This window comes from Halomonas sp. ND22Bw (genome assembly GCF_003011945.1).
Taxonomy (GTDB): Bacteria; Pseudomonadota; Gammaproteobacteria; order Pseudomonadales; family Halomonadaceae; genus Halomonas; species Halomonas halophila.
Genome location: NZ_PXWD01001269.1, coordinates 1 through 256, shown reverse-complemented (window position 1 = coordinate 256; position 256 = coordinate 1). Strand labels below are relative to the sequence as shown.

Below are 256 nucleotides of genomic sequence, written 5' to 3'. Positions count from 1 at the left end.
CAGCCCGGGGACGAGGGCGGCCAGGACCAGCTTGGCGAGCGATGCCTGGGGCAGCACGGCGGAGATGATCAGGGGCACCGACGGCGGATTGAGGATGCCCAAGGTGCCCGCCGCGGCGACGGTACCGGCGGCCAGGCGCTTGTCGTAATGGGGGCGTTCCAGCTCGGGCAGGGCGACCTGGCTCAGCGTCGTCGCCGTCGCCAGCGACGACCCGCAGATGGCACCGAAGCCGGCACAGGCGCCGGCCGCCGACATC

1 protein-coding gene is annotated in these 256 nt (G+C 73.4%); it reads right to left on the bottom strand.

Going from position 1 to position 256, the window contains the following annotated elements:
* On the bottom strand, positions 1-256 hold a 256-nt coding region (locus tag CVH10_RS22265; protein ID WP_146143286.1), incomplete at both ends, for a TRAP transporter large permease subunit.